The organism is Escherichia sp. E4385, from assembly GCF_963883145.1.
Taxonomy (GTDB): domain Bacteria; phylum Pseudomonadota; class Gammaproteobacteria; order Enterobacterales; family Enterobacteriaceae; genus Escherichia.
Window position 1 is genome coordinate 87,796 of record NZ_CAWOOJ010000019.1, and the last position, 20,139, is coordinate 107,934.

17 protein-coding genes are annotated in these 20,139 nt (G+C 50.6%); 6 read left to right on the top strand and 11 right to left on the bottom strand.

Annotation, left to right across the window (positions count from 1 at the left end):
* Nucleotides 1-36 precede the first annotated feature (36 nt).
* Nucleotides 37-2,793 carry a two-component sensor histidine kinase BarA gene (gene barA, locus AACS80_RS19380; RefSeq protein WP_130207684.1) on the top strand — a complete coding sequence of 919 codons (2,757 nt, stop codon included), beginning with the start codon at nt 37-39 and terminating at the stop codon, nt 2,791-2,793.
* A gap of 232 nt (nt 2,794-3,025) precedes the next feature.
* On the opposite strand, the gene gudD is transcribed toward barA, so the two are convergent.
* The 7 genes from gudD to syd all read right to left on the bottom strand — a co-directional run bounded on the left by gudD (nt 3,026) and on the right by syd (nt 10,263).
* Nucleotides 3,026-4,366: a glucarate dehydratase gene (gene gudD, locus AACS80_RS19385; RefSeq protein WP_130259346.1), complete on the bottom strand. Its 1,341-nt coding sequence runs from the start codon at nt 4,364-4,366 to the stop codon at nt 3,026-3,028.
* Nucleotides 4,367-4,386: 20 nt separating this feature from the next.
* Nucleotides 4,387-5,727, bottom strand: coding sequence for an enolase C-terminal domain-like protein (locus AACS80_RS19390; protein ID WP_135410329.1), 1,341 nt, complete (start codon nt 5,725-5,727; stop codon nt 4,387-4,389).
* Nucleotide 5,728: 1 nt separating this feature from the next.
* Nucleotides 5,729-7,081, bottom strand: a complete 1,353-nt coding sequence (gene gudP, locus AACS80_RS19395) for a galactarate/glucarate/glycerate transporter GudP (RefSeq protein ID WP_135407692.1) — start codon at nt 7,079-7,081, stop codon at nt 5,729-5,731.
* A gap of 435 nt (nt 7,082-7,516) precedes the next feature.
* On the bottom strand, nt 7,517-7,966 hold the full coding sequence (locus tag AACS80_RS19400) for a flavodoxin (protein ID WP_130207688.1): 450 nt from the start codon (nt 7,964-7,966) through the stop codon (nt 7,517-7,519).
* A gap of 17 nt (nt 7,967-7,983) precedes the next feature.
* Nucleotides 7,984-8,766: a tRNA pseudouridine(65) synthase TruC gene (gene truC / locus AACS80_RS19405; RefSeq protein WP_135410330.1), complete on the bottom strand. Its 783-nt coding sequence runs from the start codon at nt 8,764-8,766 to the stop codon at nt 7,984-7,986.
* A complete protein-coding gene (locus tag AACS80_RS19410) occupies nt 8,766-9,095 on the bottom strand; it encodes a YqcC family protein (protein WP_130207692.1) in 330 nt (109 codons plus the stop codon). The genes truC and AACS80_RS19410 overlap by 1 nt, the downstream gene beginning before the upstream one ends.
* Nucleotides 9,096-9,717: 622 nt before the next feature.
* The gene (gene syd, locus AACS80_RS19415) at nt 9,718-10,263 is read right to left on the bottom strand and encodes a SecY-interacting protein (protein ID WP_130207694.1); all 546 of its coding nucleotides are present in this window, start codon (nt 10,261-10,263) and stop codon (nt 9,718-9,720) included.
* Between the two features lie 67 nt (nt 10,264-10,330).
* Between syd and queF the strand changes: the two genes are divergently transcribed.
* The 5 genes from queF (at nt 10,331) to xni (ending at nt 16,966) form a co-directional block, all read left to right on the top strand.
* Nucleotides 10,331-11,179, top strand: a complete 849-nt coding sequence (gene queF, locus AACS80_RS19420) for an NADPH-dependent 7-cyano-7-deazaguanine reductase QueF (RefSeq protein ID WP_130207696.1) — start codon at nt 10,331-10,333, stop codon at nt 11,177-11,179.
* Nucleotides 11,180-11,290: 111 nt separating this feature from the next.
* Complete coding sequence (gene ppnN / locus AACS80_RS19425; RefSeq protein ID WP_130207698.1) at nt 11,291-12,655, top strand: nucleotide 5'-monophosphate nucleosidase PpnN; 1,365 nt, start codon at nt 11,291-11,293, stop codon at nt 12,653-12,655.
* Nucleotides 12,656-13,212: 557 nt separating this feature from the next.
* Nucleotides 13,213-14,502 (top strand): HAAAP family serine/threonine permease SdaC, encoded by a 1,290-nt coding sequence (sdaC, locus tag AACS80_RS19430; protein WP_064528228.1) that lies wholly within the window; start codon nt 13,213-13,215, stop codon nt 14,500-14,502.
* A 57-nt stretch (nt 14,503-14,559) separates the two neighbouring features.
* Nucleotides 14,560-15,927, top strand: a complete 1,368-nt coding sequence (gene sdaB, locus AACS80_RS19435; RefSeq protein ID WP_130207700.1) for an L-serine ammonia-lyase II — start codon at nt 14,560-14,562, stop codon at nt 15,925-15,927.
* 283 nt (nt 15,928-16,210) lie between these two features.
* The gene (xni, locus tag AACS80_RS19440) at nt 16,211-16,966 is read left to right on the top strand and encodes a flap endonuclease Xni (RefSeq protein WP_135410331.1); all 756 of its coding nucleotides are present in this window, start codon (nt 16,211-16,213) and stop codon (nt 16,964-16,966) included.
* A gap of 53 nt (nt 16,967-17,019) precedes the next feature.
* On the opposite strand, the gene rlmM is transcribed toward xni, so the two are convergent.
* The 4 genes from rlmM to AACS80_RS19460 all read right to left on the bottom strand — a co-directional run bounded on the left by rlmM (nt 17,020) and on the right by AACS80_RS19460 (nt 20,022).
* Nucleotides 17,020-18,120 (bottom strand): 23S rRNA (cytidine(2498)-2'-O)-methyltransferase RlmM, encoded by a 1,101-nt coding sequence (rlmM, locus tag AACS80_RS19445; protein ID WP_135410332.1) that lies wholly within the window; start codon nt 18,118-18,120, stop codon nt 17,020-17,022.
* Nucleotides 18,113-18,508 carry a DUF423 domain-containing protein gene (locus tag AACS80_RS19450; protein WP_000203905.1) on the bottom strand — a complete coding sequence of 132 codons (396 nt, stop codon included), beginning with the start codon at nt 18,506-18,508 and terminating at the stop codon, nt 18,113-18,115. The genes rlmM and AACS80_RS19450 overlap by 8 nt, the downstream gene beginning before the upstream one ends.
* Nucleotides 18,509-18,526: 18 nt before the next feature.
* On the bottom strand, nt 18,527-19,444 hold the full coding sequence (gene gcvA / locus AACS80_RS19455; RefSeq protein ID WP_130207706.1) for a glycine cleavage system transcriptional regulator GcvA: 918 nt from the start codon (nt 19,442-19,444) through the stop codon (nt 18,527-18,529).
* A 350-nt stretch (nt 19,445-19,794) separates the two neighbouring features.
* On the bottom strand, nt 19,795-20,022 hold the full coding sequence (locus AACS80_RS19460) for a YgdI/YgdR family lipoprotein (protein WP_130207708.1): 228 nt from the start codon (nt 20,020-20,022) through the stop codon (nt 19,795-19,797).
* Nucleotides 20,023-20,139: the final 117 nt, after the last annotated feature.

A 20,139-nucleotide genomic window follows, 5' to 3' on the forward strand; every position in this document is an offset into this window, starting at 1 on the left:
AACAGTGTGACCTTAATTGTCCCATAACGGAACTCCATGACCAACTACAGCCTGCGCGCACGCATGATGATTCTGATCCTGGCGCCGACCGTCCTTATTGGTTTATTGCTCAGTATCTTTTTCGTCGTGCATCGCTATAACGACTTGCAGCGTCAACTGGAAGATGCCGGTGCCAGCATTATTGAGCCGCTTGCAGTTTCTACTGAATATGGCATGAGCCTGCAAAATCGCGAATCTATCGGTCAGTTGATAAGCGTTTTGCATCGTCGCCATTCTGATATTGTTCGCGCCATTTCAGTTTACGATGAAAATAACCGACTCTTTGTCACCTCCAATTTTCATCTCGACCCTTCAGCAATGCAGCTCGGTAGTAACGTGCCATTTCCGCGCCAGCTCACTGTCACACGTGATGGCGATATTATGATTTTGCGTACGCCGATTATCTCCGAGAGTTATTCTCCCGACGAATCGCCCATTAGCGATGCCAAAAATAGTCAGAATATGCTGGGGTATATTGCCCTTGAGCTGGACCTTAAATCGGTGCGCTTACAGCAATATAAAGAGATTTTTATTTCCAGCGTGATGATGCTGTTCTGTATTGGTATTGCGCTTATTTTTGGCTGGCGACTCATGCGCGATGTAACCGGCCCGATTCGCAACATGGTGAATACTGTCGACCGCATCCGCCGAGGACAACTCGACAGCCGGGTGGAAGGATTTATGCTCGGCGAGTTGGATATGCTGAAAAACGGCATTAATTCGATGGCAATGTCTCTGGCGGCTTATCACGAAGAGATGCAGCACAATATCGACCAGGCGACGTCCGATCTGCGTGAAACGCTGGAGCAGATGGAAATTCAGAACGTTGAGTTGGACCTGGCGAAAAAGCGCGCCCAGGAAGCGGCGCGTATTAAGTCCGAGTTTCTGGCGAACATGTCACATGAGCTGCGTACACCGCTGAATGGGGTTATTGGCTTTACCCGCCTGACGCTGAAAACAGAATTAACGCCAACGCAGCGCGATCACCTGAACACGATTGAACGCTCGGCAAATAATTTGCTGGCAATTATTAATGATGTTCTCGACTTCTCGAAACTGGAAGCGGGCAAGCTGATTCTGGAAAGTATTCCGTTCCCGCTGCGCAGCACGCTGGATGAAGTGGTTACTCTTCTGGCGCATTCTTCTCACGATAAAGGGCTGGAATTGACGCTCAATATTAAGAGCGACGTGCCAGATAACGTGATAGGCGATCCGCTGCGTTTACAGCAAATTATCACTAACCTGGTGGGGAATGCGATTAAATTCACCGAGAATGGCAACATCGATATTCTGGTGGAAAAACGAGCGCTGAGTAATACCAAAGTTCAGATTGAAGTGCAGATCCGCGATACCGGTATTGGTATTCCTGAACGCGATCAATCGCGCCTGTTCCAGGCCTTCAGACAGGCAGATGCCAGTATTTCACGCCGTCATGGCGGCACCGGGCTGGGGCTGGTAATTACGCAAAAACTGGTTAATGAGATGGGCGGGGATATCTCGTTCCATAGCCAGCCGAATCGTGGCTCAACCTTCTGGTTCCATATTAATCTCGATCTGAACCCGAATATTATTATTGAAGGACCATCCACCCAGTGCCTCACAGGCAAACGCCTGGCTTATGTCGAACCGAACTCGGCAGCCGCGCAGTGCACGCTGGATATTTTAAGCGAAACACCGCTTGAGGTGGTCTACAGCCCAAGCTTCTCGGCACTCCCTCCCGCGCATTACGACATGATGTTGTTAGGGATTGCGGTGACTTTCCGCGAACCGCTAACGATGCAACATGAGCGGTTAGCGAAAGCGGTGTCGATGACCGATTTTCTGATGCTCGCCCTTCCGTGTCATGCGCAGGTCAATGCCGAAAAGCTCAAGCAAGATGGTATCGGCGCGTGTCTGCTGAAACCCCTGACGCCTACACGTCTGTTGCCTGTACTGACCGAGTTTTGCCATCAAACACAAAATACGCTGTTGCCTGTCACCGACGAAAGTAAGCTGGTAATGACGGTTATGGCTGTTGATGATAACCCCGCCAACCTGAAACTTATCGGCGCATTGCTGGAAGACATGGTTCAGCATGTGGAGTTGTGCGATAGCGGGCATCAGGCGGTTGAACGAGCAAAACAGATGCCGTTCGATTTAATCTTAATGGATATTCAAATGCCGGACATGGACGGCATTCGTGCATGCGAACTTATCCACCAGCTTCCGCACCAGCAACAAACGCCAGTCATCGCGGTGACTGCACATGCGATGGCTGGGCAAAAAGAGAAATTACTTGGCGCGGGGATGAGCGATTATCTGGCGAAACCGATAGAAGAAGAGCGATTGCATAATTTGCTGCTGCGCTACAAACCCGGCAGCGGCATTTCCTCCCGCGTTGTGACGCCAGAAGTGAACGAAATTGTGGTGAACCAGAATGCGACTCTGGACTGGCAACTGGCGCTACGCCAGGCCGCTGGCAAAACCGATCTGGCGCGCGATATGCTGCAAATGTTGCTCGATTTCCTGCCAGAAGTTCGCAACAAAGTTGAGGAACAACTAGTTGGGGAAAACCCGGAAGGCCTGGTTGATTTGATTCATAAACTGCATGGCAGTTGCGGCTATAGCGGTGTGCCGCGTATGAAGAATCTCTGTCAACTTATCGAACAACAGCTACGAAGCGGTACTAAAGAAGAAGATTTGGAGCCGGAGCTACTGGAATTGTTGGACGAGATGGATAATGTGGCACGCGAAGCCAGTAAAATTCTTGGGTAATAAATATTTTATCGAGTAAAAATCGGCTTCTTATGAAGCCGGTTTCAGACTGGTGACAAGGTGCCTGTGTTTATGCCGGATGCGGCGAAAACGCCTTACTGGCCTACGAAACCATTCAAATTCAATGAATTAAAAAAGCATGTGGGCCTGATAAGCGTAGCGCATCAGGCAATTTTGTGTTTGGCATCAGTCTCAAACCGGCTCCTGACAGAGCCGGTTTTTGTATTCTGTCTTAACGCACCATGCACGGACGCTTGTTATCGAACGTCCAGCCAGGAATCAGGTACTGCATCCCCATCGCATCATCACGCGCGCCAAGCCCGTATTTCTGATACAGCTCGTGGGCTTTCATCACCTGATCCATATCGATTTCTACACCCAGACCCGGTTTTTCCGGCACTTGTACCAAACCGCCTTTGATCTCAAAAGGCTCTTTAGTCAGGCGCTGATTACCTTCCTGCCAGATCCAGTGCGTATCAATCGCGGTGATTTTACCCGGTGCAGCTGCGGCAACATGGGTAAACATCGCCAGGGAAATATCGAAGTGGTTGTTAGAGTGTGACCCCCAGGTCAGGCCAAATTCATGGCACATTTGCGCCACACGTACCGAACCCTGCATCGTCCAGAAATGCGGGTCCGCCAGCGGGATATCAACAGATTGCAGGGAGAGCGTATGGCCCATCTGCCGCCAGTCGGTGGCGATCATATTGGTTGCAGTCGGCAGACCAGTCGCGCGACGGAACTCTGCCATCACCTCACGCCCGGAGAAACCTTGCTCCGCACCACACGGATCTTCTGCATAAGCCAGCGAACCTTTCAGGTATTTACCAATTTTAATCGCTTCGTTCAGCGACCAGGCACCGTTAGGATCGAGCGTAATACGTGCCTGCGGGAAGCGTTGCGCCAGTGCCACAATAGATTCGGCTTCATCTTCCCCGGCCAGTACACCGCCCTTCAGTTTGAAATCGTTGAAGCCATATTTTTCATACGCCGCTTCCGCCAGGCGCACCACCGCATCCGGCGTCATCGCTTCTTCGTGACGAAGACGATACCAGTCGCATTTGTCATCCGGCTGGCTTTGATACGGTAACGGTGTGGCTTTGCGATTGCCGACAAAGAACAGATAACCCAGCATTTCGACTTCGCTACGCTGTTGACCATCGCCCAGCAAGGATGCCACGTTAACTCCAAGGTGTTGCCCAAGCAGATCCAGCATTGCCGCTTCTATCCCGGTAACTACATGGATAGTGGTACGCAGGTCAAAAGTCTGTAAACCGCGCCCGCCAGAATCACGATCGGCAAAAGTATTACGCACCAGCGTCAGAACGTTTTTGTATTCACCCAGCGTTTTACCTACCACTAGCGGAATCGCATCTTCCAGCGTTTTACGGATTTTCTCGCCGCCGGGAATTTCCCCTACGCCGGTGTGACCAGAATTATCTTTGATGATCACAATATTACGCGTGAAGAACGGTGCGTGTGCGCCACTCAGATTCATCAGCATACTGTCATGACCCGCCACCGGGATGACCTGCATTTCAGTAACAACAGGCGTCGTAAATTGAGAATTCATATTTATATCCTTATTCAAAATCAATGACGGCCGAAAACGGGACGTTTACGGTCAAAGGTCCAGCCGGGGATCAGGTACTGCATCGGACCCGCGTCGTTACGCGCGCCGCCAGGCAGACGTTTATAGGCTTCGTGCGCCTTTTGTACCTGTTCCCAGTCCAGTTCCACGCCCAGGCCGGGCGCATCAGGAACGGCAATTTTTCCGTTTTTAATCTCCAGCGGATTTTTGGTCAGGCGACAATCGCCCTCCTGCCAAATCCAGTGGGTATCGATAGCGGTGGGATTACCCGGTGCCGCCGCGCCCACATGGGTAAACATCGCCAGAGAGATATCGAAGTGGTTGTTGGAATGACAGCCCCAGGTCAGCCCCCAGTCGTCGCAAAGCTGCGCCACACGGACTGCACCGGAAAGCGTCCAGAAGTGCGGATCGGCAAGTGGAATATCTACCGCATTGAGCATCACCGCATGACCCATTTCGCGCCAATTGGTGGCGATCATGTTGGTCGCGACGGGCAAGCCGGTCGCCCGCCGAAACTCCGCCATCACTTCACGGCCGGAGAAGCCTTGTTCTGCGCCGCATGGATCTTCAGCATAGGTAAGAACATCATTCAGCCCTTTGCATAGAGAAATGGCTTCATCAAGTAGCCAGGCACCGTTGGGATCAACGGTAATCCGCGCATCCGGGAAGCGTTTCTTCAATGCACGAACGGTGTCGATTTCTTGCTCGCCGGGTAATACGCCGCCTTTGAGTTTGAAATCTTTAAAGCCATAGCGATCCTGTGAGGCTTCCGCCAGACGCACAACGGCTTCGCTGTTCATCGCTTTCTGGTGGCGCAATTGATACCACTCATGGTTGCCTGGCGTACTGTCCAGATAAGGAAGATCGGTTTTAGTCCGATCACCGATATAAAACAGATAACCGAGGACGGTAATAGCATCGCGTTGCTTGCCTGGGCCAAGCAGTTCACAGACCGGAACATTCAGCGCCTTACCTAACAGGTCAAGCAAAGCGGCTTCCAGCGCCGCCACGGCGTTAACGCGCAATTCAAAGGTCCAGGCACCTTTGCCGAAGGTATCAAAATCGGCGGCCTGATTACCTTTATGCACCTGCTGGACCACTTTATTCAGTCGCGCGACTTCCTGGCCCAGAACCATCGGAATAGCATCGACAAGCGTTTGATAAATCACCTCTCCGCCCGGTGCTTCACCAATGCCGGTATGTCCGGCATTATCGGTGAGTACCACAATGTTGCGGGTGAAATATGCGTTATGTGCACCACCAATATTGAGCAACATGCTGTCATGTCCGGCGACCGGAATGACTTTCATATCAGTAATGACTGGACTGGATTGTGTCGTCATCTTATTGCCCCGCGACAGGTTTCAGCTCAATACGTTTAATATCGCCCACCAGCACCAGGTAGCTCAGCACCGCAATTAAGGCATGAACCCCGACATAAATCAGCGCCCCATTAAAGGAGCCAGTCGTGCCAACGATATAACCAATTGCGATTGGCGTGACGATACCGGAAATGTTACCGAACATATTGAACAGGCCGCCGGAAAGACCGCTAATCTCTTTCGGCGCAGTATCTGCCATTACCGCCCAACCCAGCGCCCCGATGCCTTTACCGAAGAAGGCCAACGCCATGAAACCGATGATCATCCACTCAACATCGACGTAGTTACAGAACACCATCACCATCGACAGCAACATGCCCATCACGATCGGTGTTTTACGCGCAATGTTCAGCGAGCCCGTGCGGCGCATCAGCCAGTCGGAAATAATCCCCCCCAGCACGCCGCCGATAAAACCGCAAACAGCAGGAACGGAAGCCACAAAGCCCGCTTTCAGAATCGACATCCCGCGCGCCTGCACCAGATAAACCGGGAACCAGGTAATAAAGAAGTAAGTCAGGGCGTTGATACAATACTGACCGATATAAACACCGATCATCATCCGCGAACCGAGCAGCTGTTTGATCTGCCCCCACTTCACGCTGAACGGCACTTTAACTTTGGTGTTTTGCTGATCCATATTGATCAGCGCGCCGCCAGCGGCGATGTACTCCAGCTCTTTCTGATTTACGCCCGGATGTTGATTTGGCTCGTGGATGACTTTCAGCCAGAAAAAACTGATGACAATGCCCAGACCGCCCATAAAGAAGAAGACGTGTGACCAACCCACTTCATGAGTCAGCCAGCCCATAATCGGCGCGAAGATCACCGTTGCGAAGTATTGGGCGGAGTTAAAAATCGACACCGCCGTTCCCCTTTCCTGCGCCGGGAACCAGGCTGCCACGATTCGGCTGTTGCCGGGAAAAGAAGGTGCTTCGGCAAGCCCTACCAGGAAGCGGAGAGTAAACAAGGCAACGATAATGCCGAATCCACTAAAGATATCGACGAAACCTTGCAGCAAGGTAAACATCGACCAGATAAAGATTGACCAGAAGTAGACGCGTTTTGAACCAAAGCGATCCAGCAACCAGCCGCCAGGGATCTGCCCAATAACATAAGCCCATGAGAAAGCAGAGAACACATAGCCCATACCCACTGGATCAAGACCGATATCTTTGGCCATTTCCGAACCGGCGATCGAGAGCGTAGCGCGATCGCCGTAGTTGAAAGATGTGACGATAAACAGCATCACCACTATCCAGTAACGAGCATTCGTGCGTTTTTCCACACTGCTCGCAGCCTGACTTAAAGAACTCATTGTTGCACTCCTGAAAATTCGCGTTAGCCACGCTCACTCTGGACTGCGACATCGCCAGGAAATCAGAGGTGACGTAGGGTGTTTTTGCCGTTTTTATAGGTCGTTCGCCGAATGCGGCGCGTGTTTTATATCTGGCAATAGCAGTATAAAAAGCGCGCCATAGCGGCTCACCGTGCAACAACACAACATTAATGCGTTCAATGAGGCTCGATTTTGGCATTAGCCCTGGACGGTGGAATCCACTTCACGGAAATGAAAACAAGAACAAGAAAGGAAGGGTTAAATCGGAGAAATAAAGAAGAGTATGAAATGGATCGCTTGACTCCAGGCAAACGCCAGTAAAAACCCGCGCTAAGAAGCAGTTTTTACAGGCATTTGCCTGAAAAGACTCGATTCAGCACCGCTAAAACGGTATTTTGCCGATCGCTGAACAAATCAGGGCAACAGCGTCCCCCACTGCTCAACCCACGGATTGGATTCCGTTTCTGGTTCCGGGGTTTCACTGGCATCGATCAGCAGCATTTCCCCTACCCGCTGCGCGCTCTGTTCCTGTAACAAAGCATCAAACTGTTTGCCACCGTTGCAGAAATTCACATAACTACTGTCGCCGAGCGCAATCACGCCGTAACGCAGGTTCGGCTGGAAACCGAGGTTATCCTTTATGCCCAGAAAGAGTGGCACAATGCTGTCAGGAAGGTCGCCCTGCCCGGTGGTGGACGTAACTACCAGAACATACTTGTCCTGATAGGGTAACCAGTCGCTTAATTCTGGGTCTTCAAACACCGTTGCTTTGTGGCCCTGTGCGGTCAGAATCGCTTCCGCTTCTTCGGCCACTAGCAGTGAATTCCCGTACATGGTGCCTACAAAAATACCAATTTCCGCCATACCATTTTCTCCCTGGATTAGGAACTTATCTCATCATCCTGACCCGATGGCGCGCTGAACTCAACCCTTTCATTTTCAGGAAGCAGACCGCGCCAGCCAAATTGTGATAATGCCCGCATCCAGGTGTCGTCCAGACCGGCGTGGATAGTCAGCGGCTCGCCAGTAAAAGGATGCGTCAATGACAACTTACTGGCGTGCAACATTAACCGCTGGAGGCCAAAATGTTCAGCCGCGCTGCGATTCTGGCGCAAATCGCCATGTTTGCTGTCGCCAATAATCGGATGGCGCAAATGGGCGAGATGGCGACGAAGCTGATGTTTGCGTCCGGTTTTCGGCTCCAGTTCCACCAGACCGTAGCGTGTCGTCGGGTAACGCCCGGTCGCAACTGGCATTTCAACCGTCGCCAGACCGCGATAATGCGTCACTGCTGGCTGCGGGTCTTTATCTTCGCGGGCATACTTATCGGCGATTTTATCCAGTTCTTCCACCAGCGGATAATCCAGCACCGCTTCTTCCATCAGCCAGCCACGCACAATCGCATGGTAACGTTTCTGGATTTGGTGCTGTTCAAACTGTTGCGCTAACAGCCGTCCGGCCTCGCTGGATAATCCCATCAGCAATACGCCGGAAGTCGGTCGGTCCAGCCGATGCGCGGTAAACACGTGCTGACCAATCTGGTCACGTACGGTTTGCATGACCACCACTTTTTCGTCACGATCCAGCCAGCTGCGGTGAACCAGCCAGCCAGACGGTTTGTTAACCGCAACCAGCCATTCATCCTGGTAGAGTATTTCCAGCATCAGTTTGTATCATCCGCAAAAAGCGCATCCAGTTTTTCCAGCTCCGCCAGAATAAGCGCGCGCTGGGGGTGGTCCGTCGCCAGCGCCATTTCATAATACGGCGCCACGGCGAAAGCCCCTGGCAATGGCTGATTATTATCTAAGAGATCGTGCATTCGCGGGATCAGTACCCATTGCAACCATTCCAGTGGCTCCATCGTATCCATAAAGAAAGGTTGGGTACTGTTGAATTGATGCGGCTGCGGTTCATCGCTCCGCCAGTGCTGATGTTCACGCAGTAATGTTTCAAGCGCCTGCAACTGAAGACGAACGCGGTCATGAGTGGTCATAAAACAACCTCAAGAAGAAAAAACTGCCGCGAAGGATAGCAGGAATAAAAAAAGGGAGCACTGTATTAACAGTGCTCCCGGTTCGTTTCGCAGCATTCCAGCTACTTTTGTTGCTCCCTGCTCATCCTTGACAACTTTTCCTGTGGTCTTGCGACCAATCGTTCATCCTGAACTAATGCTTCCTGCTCACACCACCCCGATGTGATACTTCATCCTGAAGTGTCCCTGGCCATCCTGACCCACCGAATCATCCTGACCGGTTCTCATTCTCCGTCCTGGAGGTGTCCTTTAACGCATCCAGCGTTTTCCTCTTCGCTTCATCCAGAAGCCTTTCCCTGAAGCACCATCCTGGCGTGTCCTTTAGAAGTGTCATCATCCTGATGTTCACTTCGTTGTCTGACTCCCTGTCGACGAAGATAGAATCGTCTTTTTCGCTGAGTCTTACAAGGCGCTTACAGACAATGCCTTAAGGAAAATTTCATATGAAAGTTAAGAATCTTTCTTCAATGCATTGATTTAAAATAGAAATATCGATTCTTATCTTTTTAAGTATTCACTTACTTCCTGGCGATCTCCTACAGGGTCTGTAAGAGATCTCTCACAACTAGACGGGGTATTTGGATTACAGAAGAGGCTTAAGCTGCATAAGGAATTCCGCAAGATTTGAGGCTAAATGCATACGATTCCGCGTCCCCAGCGTCTCTTTGCATACTTCGCCAGAGAGATTACACACCGAAATCACTTCCAACTCTTCTTCCAGTGTGGCGATAAATAACGTGGGGGGCAGTTTCAGACGTTTCTGGGTAACCAGATGTCCAATCAGGTTTTCCTGCACCCGGCGGAAGTCATCTTCGCTCCAGGTTTGCAGTAATGTCAGTTTGATATCGCCAAACTGCGCATGCATATCCCCGGCAAACTGGGTCGTATAGAAGGTATGAATTGCGGGTTGTATCACAATATCAAACGCACGCTCAACCGCGTTTACATTTTGCTCACCGCTAAACGGCTGCGGTTGCCAGAACACAGCATCATTAGTGGTTGAAATAATGCACGGTGAAGGAACGCCATACAGCTCCTCGCTTAACGGCCAACTATTGTGCTGTTCGTGCCATGCATCACAGTAACGCGTGGTAAAATCTCTCAAGGCTTGTGCGGTCAATTCGTCCACTAATTTCTCTCTTCACTTAAACCAGATACACTTGTCGTTTAGTTTATCTGGTTTATGACGGTGAAACATGTCTTCTTATGCAAACCATCAGGCACTTGCGGGCCTGACTCTTGGAAAATCAACCGATTACCGGGATACCTATGACGCCAGCCTGCTACAAGGCGTTCCACGTAGTTTGAATCGCGATCCGCTGGGCCTGAAAGCAGATAATCTGCCTTTTCACGGTACGGATATCTGGACGCTATATGAACTTTCCTGGCTGAATGCGAAAGGTTTGCCGCAGGTTGCCGTGGGTCATGTTGAACTTGATTACACCAGCGTAAATCTCATTGAGTCGAAGAGTTTTAAGCTCTATCTCAACAGCTTTAACCAGACACGCTTTAACAATTGGGATGAAGTGCGCCAGACGCTGGAGCGCGACTTAAGCACTTGCGCCCAGGGTAACGTTAGCGTGGCGTTATATCGTCTTGATGAACTGGAAGGTCAGCCGGTGGGGCATTTCAATGGCACCTGCATTGATGACCAGGATATCGCTATCGATAACTATGAATTCACCACTGACTATCTTGAGAATGCCATCAGCGGCGAGAAAGTGGTGGAAGAAACACTCGTTAGCCACCTGCTGAAATCAAACTGCCTGATTACTCATCAACCAGACTGGGGATCTATCCAGATTCAGTATCGTGGACGCAAGATTGACAGGGAAAAACTGCTGCGTTATCTGGTTTCTTTCCGTCATCATAACGAGTTCCATGAACAGTGCGTAGAGCGCATTTTTAATGACCTGTTACGCTTCTGCCAGCCAGAGAAATTAAGCGTTTACGCACGTTATACCCGTCGTGGCGGTCTGGACATTAACCCATGGCGCAGTAACTGTAATTTTGTCCCATCGACAACCCGTCTGGCACGGCAATAAAATTTTTCTCAATTTTGCGGGCTGGATTCACGCATAAGGTTGTGAAAGGTCATCAGGCAGGGCTATTGTAATCAAAGGGAATGACGATAATCGTCCCATAAGGAGTTTTTCTTGATTACACATATTAGCCCTCTTGGCTCCATGGATATGTTGTCGCAGTTGGAAGTGGACATGCTTAAACGCACCGCCAGCAGCGACCTCTATCAATTATTTCGCAACTGTTCACTCGCTGTTCTGAACTCCGGTAGCCTCACCGATAACAGCAAAGAATTGCTGTCCCGTTTTGAGAATTTCGACATTAACGTGCTACGCCGTGAACGCGGCGTTAAGTTAGAACTGATCAATCCCCCGGAAGAAGCTTTTGTCGATGGGCGTATCATTCGCTCCTTGCAGGCCAACTTGTTTGCCGTTCTGCGCGACATTCTCTTCGTCTATGGGCAAATCCATAACACCGTTCGTTTTCCAAATCTGAATCTCGACAACTCTGTTCATATTACCAACCTGGTCTTTTCTATCTTGCGCAATGCTCGCGCGCTGCACGTGGGCGAAGCGCCCAATATGGTGGTGTGCTGGGGCGGTCACTCCATCAACGAAAACGAGTATTTGTATGCCCGTCGCGTTGGTAATCAGTTGGGGCTGCGTGAGTTAAATATTTGCACTGGCTGTGGTCCAGGCGCGATGGAAGCGCCGATGAAAGGCGCAGCGGTTGGACACGCCCAACAGCGTTACAAAGACAGCCGTTTTATTGGTATGACTGAACCATCAATTATCGCCGCTGAACCGCCTAACCCGCTGGTTAACGAACTGATCATCATGCCGGATATCGAAAAACGTCTGGAAGCGTTTGTCCGTATCGCCCACGGCATCATTATCTTCCCTGGCGGTGTGGGTACAGCGGAAGAGCTACTGTATTTGCTGGGAATTTTAATGAATCCGGCCAACAAAGATCAGGTCTTGCCATTGATCCTCACCGGCCCGAAAGAGAGTGCTGATTACTTCCGCGTACTGGACGAGTTTGTCGTGCATACGTTGGGAGAAAACGCGCGCCGCCATTATCGCATCATCATTGATGACGCTGCAGAAGTAGCCCGTCAGATGAAAAAAGCGATGGCGCAGGTGAAAGAAAACCGTCGCGATACGGGCGATGCCTACAGCTTTAACTGGTCAATGCGTATTACGCCAGATTTGCAAATGCCGTTTGAGCCGTCTCACGAGAATATGGCTAATCTGAAGCTTTACCCGGATCAGCCCGTTGAAGTGCTGGCTGCCGACCTGCGTCGTGCATTTTCTGGCATTGTAGCCGGTAACGTAAAAGAAGTCGGCATTCGCGCCATTGAAGAGTTTGGGCCATACAAAATCAACGGTGATAAAGAGATCATGCGCCGTATGGACGACCTGCTTCAGGGGTTTGTTGCCCAACATCGTATGAAGTTACCAGGCTCTGCCTACATCCCTTGCTACGAAATCTGCACCTAATCCTCCCTTCCCCGGTAACGTTTGTTGCCGGGTTTTTCTCTTTTTTGGTCGCTCACTAATCAATCTATTTCATTTGTTATATGAATGTTTAAGCGCGTCATCATGTCATTAATATCACCACCTGTAATATGTCATACAATTTATGTTGCAACGCAAACGTTTCCCTTAATTTGAAGACCGCATTTTATCTCCGAAAAAAAGAAAATCTTGTAATCATTAACTAAAAGTATTGATTTTTGCAGTTCAACCTACATATATTGCGCGCCCCGGAAGAGGCCAGATGTCGTTAATCTGCCAAATATTGCCCTTAAATTCTCTTTTACTTTTGATTTACAGAGTAAAGCATTGGGATTATCTATCTTCCAAGTAGATTATTGTATTTGAGATCAAGATCACTGATAGATACATAACTTGTGTGTATCTTTCCGCCCTCAAATTATTACGGCGGAAAATGATTAAGCCATCGCCGATAGACAGATTTCATTTTTACGGCCAGGCACCTTCCCGGGCTGAACTGGCTAAAAGCTGAATTATTTGCATTCCTCCAGGAGAAATAGATGGAAACGACTCAAACCAGCACGATTGCGTCGAAAGACTCTCGCAGTGCCTGGCGCAAGACAGATACCATGTGGATGCTGGGCCTTTACGGCACGGCGATCGGCGCGGGCGTGCTGTTCCTGCCAATCAACGCCGGTGTTGGCGGTATGATCCCGCTGATCATCATGGCTATCCTTGCGTTCCCGATGACGTACTTTGCGCATCGTGGCCTGACTCGCTTCGTGCTGTCTGGCAAAAACCCAGGCGAAGACATCACCGAGGTAGTAGAAGAACACTTTGGTATTGGCGCAGGTAAACTGATTACCCTGCTTTACTTCTTCGCTATCTACCCGATTCTGCTGGTTTACAGCGTGGCAATCACCAACACGGTTGAAAGCTTCATGTCTCACCAGCTGGGTATGACGCCACCGCCGCGTGCGATTCTGTCACTGATCCTGATCGTGGGTATGATGACCATCGTTCGCTTCGGTGAGCAGATGATCGTTAAAGCGATGAGTATTCTGGTATTCCCGTTTGTTGGCGTACTGATGCTGCTGGCTCTGTACCTGATCCCGCAGTGGAACGGCGCAGCACTGGAAACTCTATCTCTGGACACTGCATCGGCAACCGGAAACGGTCTGTGGATGACCCTGTGGCTGGCAATTCCGGTAATGGTGTTCTCGTTCAACCACTCTCCGATCATCTCTTCTTTCGCCGTTGCGAAGCGTGAAGAGTACGGCGATATGGCAGAACAGAAATGCTCGAAGATCCTGGCATTCGCTCACATCATGATGGTGCTGACCGTAATGTTCTTCGTATTCAGCTGCGTACTGAGCCTGACTCCGGCAGACCTGGCTGCGGCTAAAGAGCAGAACATCTCGATTCTGTCTTACCTGGCTAACCACTTTAACGCGCCGATCATCGCGTGGATGGCTCCGATTATCGCGATTATCGCTATCACCAAATCCTTTCTGGGCCACTACCTGGGCGCACGTGAAGGCTTCAACGGTATGGTGATCAAATCACTGCGTGGTAAAGGTAAGTCTATCGAAATCAACAAGCTGAACCGTATCACTGCGCTGTTCATGCTGGTAACGACCTGGATTGTTGCCACCCTGAACCCGAGCATCCTGGGTATGATTGAAACCCTGGGCGGCCCAATCATCGCGATGATCCTGTTCCTGATGCCGATGTACGCCATTCAGAAAGTACCGGCAATGCGTAAATACAGCGGTCACATCAGCAACGTATTCGTTGTCGTGATGGGTCTGATTGCAATCTCCGCAATCTTCTACTCTCTGTTCAGCTAAGTCCTTTCGCGCCGCTTTCGGGCGGCGCTTCCTCCGTTTTAACGCGATGTATTTCCTATGATTAGCGTATTCGATATTTTCAAAATCGGCATTGGCCCTTCCAGTTCTCATACCGTTGGACCAATGAAAGCGGGTAAACAATTTACCGACGATCTGATTGCCCGTAACCTGCTTAAAGACGTGACCCGCGTGGTGGTTGACGTCTATGGTTCGCTCTCTCTGACCGGCAAAGGGCACCACACTGATATCGCCATTATTATGGGCCTGGCAGGGAATCTGCCGGATACCGTGGATATCGATTCTATCCCTGGTTTTATTCAGGATGTGAATACTCATGGTCGCCTGATGCTGGCAAACGGTCAGCACGAAGTCGAGTTTCCGGTTGATGAATGCATGAACTTCCATGCCGATAACCTTTCTCTGCATGAGAACGGCATGCGCATTACCGCGCTGGCGGGCGATAAAGTTGTTTACAGCCAGACGTATTACTCCATCGGCGGTGGCTTTATCGTTGATGAAGAGCATTTTGGCCAGCAGGATAGCGCACCGGTTGAAGTTCCATATCCGTACAGTTCTGCTGCCGATCTGCAAAAACATTGCCAGGAAACCGGGCTGTCACTCTCTGGTCTGATGATGAAAAACGAGCTGGCGCTGCACAGCAAAGAAGAGCTGGAACAGCATCTGGCGAACGTCTGGGAAGTGATGCGTGGCGGTATTGAACGCGGTATTTCCACCGAAGGTGTGCTGCCGGGCAAACTGCGTGTTCCACGTCGTGCCGCGGCACTGCGCCGGATGCTGGTCAGCCAGGATAAAACCACCACTGATCCGATGGCGGTTGTTGACTGGATCAACATGTTCGCACTGGCAGTGAACGAAGAGAACGCTGCGGGCGGTCGTGTGGTGACTGCGCCGACTAACGGTGCGTGCGGGATTATCCCGGCAGTGCTGGCGTACTACGACAAGTTTATCCGCGAAGTGAACGCTAACTCACTGGCTCGTTACCTGCTGGTAGCCAGCGCCATTGGTTCTCTTTATAAGATGAACGCGTCGATTTCTGGTGCCGAAGTGGGTTGCCAGGGTGAAGTTGGCGTGGCGTGCTCAATGGCGGCGGCGGGTCTGGCAGAACTGTTAGGCGCAAGCCCGGCGCAGGTGTGCATCGCGGCGGAAATCGCTATGGAGCATAACCTCGGCCTGACGTGTGACCCGGTTGCTGGACAGGTTCAGGTACCGTGCATTGAGCGTAACGCCATTGCGGCAGTGAAAGCGGTGAACGCCGCGCGTATGGCACTGCGCCGTACCAGCGAACCGCGCGTCTGCCTCGATAAAGTTATCGAAACCATGTACGAAACAGGTAAAGACATGAACGCCAAGTACCGCGAAACCTCTCGCGGCGGCCTGGCAATGAAGATCGTGGCCTGCGATTAATCGCTCTCCAGAGGCCTCGTTTTGCGAGGCCTCACATTGTTGAGAATGTACCTGTTGTTTATGTCGGATGCGGCGTAAACACCTTATCCGACCTATAAAACAGCGTAAATTCAATAGATTGCGATTCTTTTGTAGGCATGATAAGCGCAGCGCATCAGGCAATTTGGCGTTGTCATCAATATCAGATCTCGTTTTGCGAGCCCTCTTCCTGTTTTCTCATCCAGTCGTAGCCTGTTCCGGTGACCAATGTTACCCTTATCGCCTGATCTTTAAGGGGGTTATCGTGGCTGTTCATTTGCTTATTGTCGATGCACTGAATCTTATTCGTCGCATTCATGCCGTGCAGGGTTCACCCTGCGTCGAAACCTGCCAGCACGCCCTTGATCAACTTATTATGCACAGCCAGCCAACTCATGCGGTTGCCGTATTCGATGATGAAAACCGCAGTAGCGGCTGGCGTCATCAGCGCCTGCCTGATTACAAAGCGGGTCGCCCGCCAATGCCGGAAGAGTTGCACAACGAGATGCCCGCGTTACGTACAGCCTTTGAGCAACGCGGTGTCCCGTGCTGGTCAGCCAGCGGCAACGAAGCCGATGACTTAGCCGCCACGCTGGCGGTCAAAGTGACCCAGGCGGGGCATCAGGCAACCATCGTTTCGACAGATAAAGGCTACTGTCAGCTACTTTCACCTACATTACGTATTCGCGATTACTTCCAGAAACGCTGGCTGGATGCACCGTTTATCGATAAAGAATTTGGCGTTCAACCGCAGCAATTGCCCGATTACTGGGGGCTGGCGGGGATCAGTAGTTCAAAGGTGCCAGGCGTTGCGGGAATTGGGCCCAAAAGCGCCACGCAGTTGCTGGTCGAGTTTCAGAGTCTGGAAGGGATATATGAGAATCTGGATGCGGTTGCCGAAAAGTGGCGCAAGAAATTAGAAGCCCATAAAGAGATGGCGTTCCTGTGCCGTGATATCGCCCGCTTACAGACTGATTTGCATATCGACGGCAATTTACAGCAGCTAAGACTTAAACGCTGATAAACCAATGCCGGGAGCAGACAGTTATAGCTTCCGGCACACGGAGTCAGCGATTAGCGCTCGTCGCGACGACCACCTACCGCAGCCCAGATGCGACGGACATGCACCGTCACTTCTTCGCGATCGTGATACAACTGACGCGCCTGAATCTGGGCGTTAATGCCATGTTCATCAAGCTGTGCCTGAATGTACGCCAGATTGTGTGACACTTCTTCGTAGCGTTTTTTCATCGGCAATTTAAGGTTGAAGATAGTTTCACGACACCAGCCATTAACCAGCCACTGCGCCATCAATGCCGCGACCTTCGCCGGTTTTTCCACCATGTCACACACCATCCAGGAGATATTGCTACGTGTCGGGCGGAATTTAAAACCATCTTCCCGCAGCCACGTTACTTGTCCGGTATCCATCAGACTTTGCGCCATCGGGCCGTTGTCGACGGAATAAACCCACATGTTGCGCTTCACCAGTTGGTAGGTCCAGCCGCCCGGGCAAGCGCCCAAATCCACCGCCCACATCTCGTTCGCCAGGCGTTCATCCCATTCATCCGCAGGAATAAACACATGAAATGCCTCTTCCAGCTTGAGCGTGGAACGACTTGGCGCATCTGCCGGAAACTTCAGGCGCGGAATGCCCATATAGAACGGCGAGTTATTATTGCTGTAGGAGTAGCCGGTATAACAGCAGCCTGGCGCGATAAAGAACACATGCACCACTGGACGCTTCGGCGTTTCATAGCTCGCCAGGACGCCCGCATCACGCAAGGCAGCCCGTAACGGTACAGTAAATTTGCGGCAGAATTTCAGTAACTCTTTACTTTCGTTGGTGTCCGCGACTTCAACACGCAGTTCGCCGCCCTTCTCTACCACACCCTGCAACATGCCAACTATTGGCGTAATGCGGTCTTCCTGCGGCAAATGCTGGAGCAGTTCCCCCACCACAAACCACTGGCGGGCAAAAATTAATGAACTAAATGGCAGTTCACGGATTAACTTATCGCCATCTTCCGCTTGATAACATTCATAAATCACATAACCCGCATTCTCTTTTACACGGGCAAAACCGAATATTTCCCGCTGCCCGGCTTTATCGGTAATTTCTGCGGCGCACTCTTTTTCAAAGCCCGGACGGCACAACAATACAACTTTATTCATGACTTACGCCCTTGCGCTTTAAACGGATAGCACCAACTAACATTAACGCCCAGCCCGCGAGAAAACTCACACCGCCGACCGGAGTGACAAACGCCCACAAACGCAGATGAGACAGCGCCAGGCAATAAAGGCTGCCGCTGAACAGCACCGTACCTAGCGCCAGAAAGACGCTACTCCAGTAAAACCAGATACTGATGCGACGTTGCATTGCCACCGCCAGACCTAAAATTGCCAGCGTATGAAATGCCTGGTATTCGAGGCCGGTCTGGATCCAGCCCATTTCAACGGCACCCATGGTTTTACTTAAAACATGCGCACCAAAAGCACCCAGAGCGACAAAAATGAAGCCGCTAATGGCGGCGAAAATCAGCATAAAACGGCTGGTCATGGTCGTACCCTACATAAATTATTGTTCATAACGAAAGCGGAATTTTTCTTGTTCAGCAGCGGCTTTCGCCAGGATCCATTGGCGAAAGGCGGCTATTTTACCCAGTTCTGCCTGGCTGTCATGACATACCAGATAAAAAGCATTTTTACTGACCAATACGTCATTAAACGGGCAAACAAGGCGTCCGGCCTCGATTTCAGATTGCGCCATCACGTTATTTGCCAGCGCCACCCCCTGCCCGTGAATGGCGGCTTGTAGCACCATGGCGCTATGGCTGAAGATAGGCCCTTGCTGAACGTTAATATGAGTCAGCCCCAACTGGCGGGTATATGTCTGCCAGTCTCGCCGGGATGCATCGTGTAATAACGTATGTTTAGCCAGATCTTCCGGCGTCTTCAAGGATTTCTCACCGGTTAATAGTAAAGGCGAACACACTGGCAACAGGTATTCGGCGTAAAGCTTTTCCACCCGCAGCCCCGGCCAGTTGCCTCGGCCATAAAATATCGCCACATCGACATCATCCGCCAGTTTATCTTCCTGTCGGTCGACCGCCTGGATTCGAACGTCGATTCCCGGATAAGCTGAATTAAAGCTGGAAAGTCGCGGTACCAGCCAGTGGATGGCAAAACTGGGGAGTAAGCTGACCGTCAATGCCCCTTTGGCGCTACGGGCCTGGAGTTTACGCGTCGCTTCGGTTAATTGCGAAAATATCTCTTTGATATCGAGAAAATAGCTTTGCCCTTCCTCGGTCAATAGAAGTGAACGATTACGGCGGCGGAACAGTTTTAGCCCCAAAAAATCCTCAAGGGACTTGATTTGATGACTTACTGCGGCCTGGGTCACAAAAAGCTCTTCTGCTGCACGCGTGAAGCTTAAATGGCGGGCTGCGGCATCAAAAACTCGTAAGGCATTTAGCGGTGGTAATCGTTTAGACATGGCTTTTAAACTTTGATGTTAAATGAATTTAACAATTAGATTACACTGTGTAACCTATTAGTTTTTTTAATCTGAGCCATTATAAATTGTCCGTTGAGCTTCTACCAGCAAATACCTATAGTGGCGGCACTTCCTGAGCCGGAACGAAAAGTTTTATCGGAATGCGTGTTCTGGTGAACTTTTGGCTTACGGTTGTGATGTTGTGTTGTTGTGTTTGCAATTGGTCTGCGATTCAGACCATGGTAGCAAAGCTACCTTTTTTCACTTCCTGTACATTTACCCTGTCTGTCCATAGTGATTAATGTAGCACCGCCTAATTGCGGTGCTTTTTTTTACCTTGCGATCGCGAATTACTGATCCAGTTCGACCATCTCTTTCACGTCGGTACGGTTGATCTGCTGTTTGTTGCCATTAGCGTCTTTATAAGAAATCATACCGGTTTCATCATCCGTCATCGGTTTACCATCAGATACTATGGTACGTCCGTCGTTGGTGTGCATCACATAGTTCGAACCGGAGCAGGCGCTAAGGGCAAAAGTCAGCATACAGGCAGAGATAATGGCGGCAGTCTTTTTCATCTTCTTCTCCTTAAAGCGATTACTAAATCTTAATAATATTGATTAACAGGCTAAAATTAACGCCTAACACTATTCAGCATATGTTACTGACGCGGCTTCGACAGGATATCCAGACGA

Excerpts from the sequence above, each read along its gene's own strand:
- barA (WP_130207684.1), top strand. The coding sequence starts at position 37 with ATGACCAACTACAGCCTGCGCGCACGCATGATGATTCTGATCCTGGCG.
- gudD (WP_130259346.1), bottom strand. The coding sequence starts at position 4,366 with ATGAATTCTCAATTTACGACGCCTGTTGTTACTGAAATGCAGGTCATC.
- AACS80_RS19390 (WP_135410329.1), bottom strand. The coding sequence starts at position 5,727 with ATGACGACACAATCCAGTCCAGTCATTACTGATATGAAAGTCATTCCG.
- gudP (WP_135407692.1), bottom strand. The coding sequence starts at position 7,081 with ATGAGTTCTTTAAGTCAGGCTGCGAGCAGTGTGGAAAAACGCACGAAT.
- AACS80_RS19400 (WP_130207688.1), bottom strand. The coding sequence starts at position 7,966 with ATGGCGGAAATTGGTATTTTTGTAGGCACCATGTACGGGAATTCACTG.
- truC (WP_135410330.1), bottom strand. The coding sequence starts at position 8,766 with ATGCTGGAAATACTCTACCAGGATGAATGGCTGGTTGCGGTTAACAAA.
- AACS80_RS19410 (WP_130207692.1), bottom strand. The coding sequence starts at position 9,095 with ATGACCACTCATGACCGCGTTCGTCTTCAGTTGCAGGCGCTTGAAACA.
- queF (WP_130207696.1), top strand. The coding sequence starts at position 10,331 with ATGTCTTCTTATGCAAACCATCAGGCACTTGCGGGCCTGACTCTTGGA.
- sdaC (WP_064528228.1), top strand. The coding sequence starts at position 13,213 with ATGGAAACGACTCAAACCAGCACGATTGCGTCGAAAGACTCTCGCAGT.
- sdaB (WP_130207700.1), top strand. The coding sequence starts at position 14,560 with ATGATTAGCGTATTCGATATTTTCAAAATCGGCATTGGCCCTTCCAGT.
- rlmM (WP_135410332.1), bottom strand. The coding sequence starts at position 18,120 with ATGAATAAAGTTGTATTGTTGTGCCGTCCGGGCTTTGAAAAAGAGTGC.
- AACS80_RS19450 (WP_000203905.1), bottom strand. The coding sequence starts at position 18,508 with ATGACCAGCCGTTTTATGCTGATTTTCGCCGCCATTAGCGGCTTCATT.
- gcvA (WP_130207706.1), bottom strand. The coding sequence starts at position 19,444 with ATGTCTAAACGATTACCACCGCTAAATGCCTTACGAGTTTTTGATGCC.
- AACS80_RS19460 (WP_130207708.1), bottom strand. The coding sequence starts at position 20,022 with ATGAAAAAGACTGCCGCCATTATCTCTGCCTGTATGCTGACTTTTGCC.